Annotated in this window: 1 protein-coding gene and 1 pseudogene; both read left to right on the top strand. The window is 40.1% G+C overall.

Annotated elements, in window-relative coordinates:
- Nucleotides 1–1,120 (top strand): dihydroorotase (locus tag F6K22_RS40060; RefSeq protein WP_293110652.1); only part of this gene is annotated, 1,120 nt, incomplete at its 5' end.
- Between the two features lie 369 nt (nt 1,121–1,489).
- A pseudogene (locus F6K22_RS40055) lies at nt 1,490–1,772 on the top strand (helix-turn-helix domain-containing protein); the annotation flags it as partial.

The raw sequence follows: 1,772 nt of genomic DNA, 5'->3' as shown, positions 1-1,772 counted from the left end.
TTTAGTAGACTTATATTCTCATAGTGGGGAACCAGGGTTTGAGGAACGGGAAACTATAGAGTCTTTAATCCAAGCTTCTAGAGCAGGAGGTTTTACCAGACTAGCAATTTTGCCGGATACTTTTCCTCCTGTGGATAATCCTGCTGGTTTGGCAAGATTAAAAAATTTGGCAACTCAGGCAACTGATAAGTCTGCTTTTCCTCTTCTTTATTATTGGGGTGCTATTACCCAAGGTGTCAAAGGCGAGCAAATGAATGAGTTGGCAGAATTAGCAGCAACGGATGCTATGGGGTTTGCTGATGGTTTGCCTCTAAAAAATCTTGGTTTGTTACGGCGAGTTTTGGAATATTTGAAACCTCTGAATAAATCTGTTGCTTTGTTTTGCAATAATTCTGGGTTGGCAGGTAATGGGGTGATGCGAGAGGGTTATAATTCTATTCGCTTGGGTTTGCCTGGGGTTCCGAGTATGGCTGAAAGTTCTGCTTTGGCTGCTGTATTGGAATTAGTAGATGCTATTGGTACTCCGGTTCATATTATGCGAGTTTCTACTGCTCGGAGTGTGGAGTTGATTGGAGCTGCTAAAAGTAGGGGTTTACCTATTACTGCTAGTACGACTTGGATGCACTTATTGTTGGATACTCAAGCTATAGAGGGTAAGTCTCATTTAGATACTGAGTTTATTCCTTATGACCCGAATTTACGTTTGGAACCTCCTCTGGGAAATAAGAGCGATCGCCTGGCTTTAGTTCAAGGTCTCAAGGATGGGGTTTTAGATGCTATTGCTATTGACCATACTCCTTTTTCTTATGAAGAGAAAACAGTTGCTTTTTATGAAGCACCCCCAGGAGCAATGGGATTAGAGATAGCATTACCTTTATTATGGCAGAATCTTGTCGAAACCGGAGAGTTGTCTGCTTTAGATTTATGGAGAGTATTAAGTACAACTCCTAGCAAATGTTTAGGATTAAGTCCTGGAACTATAGCACCCCAAAAATCAGCAGAAGTTACCCTATTTGCGCCTCAAGAAATTTGGGTAGTAGAAAAGCCAGCTTTGAAATCTCGTTCTATCAATACACCTTGGTTGGGAAAAGAAATTAAAGGTCGTGTTCTGGAGTTTTAATTTTACAGAATATGACTTTTTCTAAAGCACCCAGAGTGTGTAATCAATTAGGGCTTGCTGATTAAATCTCAAAGGATTGATAGATAAAGGTAAGTACCTCTTTAGAGGGAAAAAAGTGCAGCTTTTTAAGCTTGAGCGACCAAAAAGTTAGGATTTTGGGCTGAAAAGGGCCGAAAAATCAAGGGATAGTTCTTCTGACTACCTCATTTCCATATGAAAATTCTAAAATATGCTCCGAAACAGTTTATCAAAATGTTGGCATTTATACCAGCGCTCTCCCGTAGGGGAGCGGAGGGATGGGAATGCCAATCAATGTTGCGGTTTTACAAATAAACTGTTAAAATGTAAATATTGAAAATTAATCAGTAGATGGTTGAAAAAGCGTACAAATTTAGATTTTACCCCACTCCGGAACAGGAAAGTCTGTTGCGGAGGACTTTGGGTTGTGTGCGCCTAATCTATAACAAAGCCTTAGCTGCTAGGACTCAAGCTTGGTATGAACAAAAACAACGAGTAAGTTACAAGCAAACTTCGGCCATGCTGACGAACTGGAAAAAACAGAAAGATTTAGATTTTCTTACTCAAGTAAGCAGTGTACCATTGCAGCAAGGCGGTAGTCCATTTACAAACTGCTTTCACCAACTTTTTTAGT

This window comes from Okeania sp. SIO2F4, assembly GCF_010672385.1.
GTDB lineage: Bacteria > Cyanobacteriota > Cyanobacteriia > Cyanobacteriales > Microcoleaceae > Trichodesmium.
Note: the sequence above shows the minus strand (reverse complement) of the source record. Positions and strands in the feature narration are given on the sequence as shown.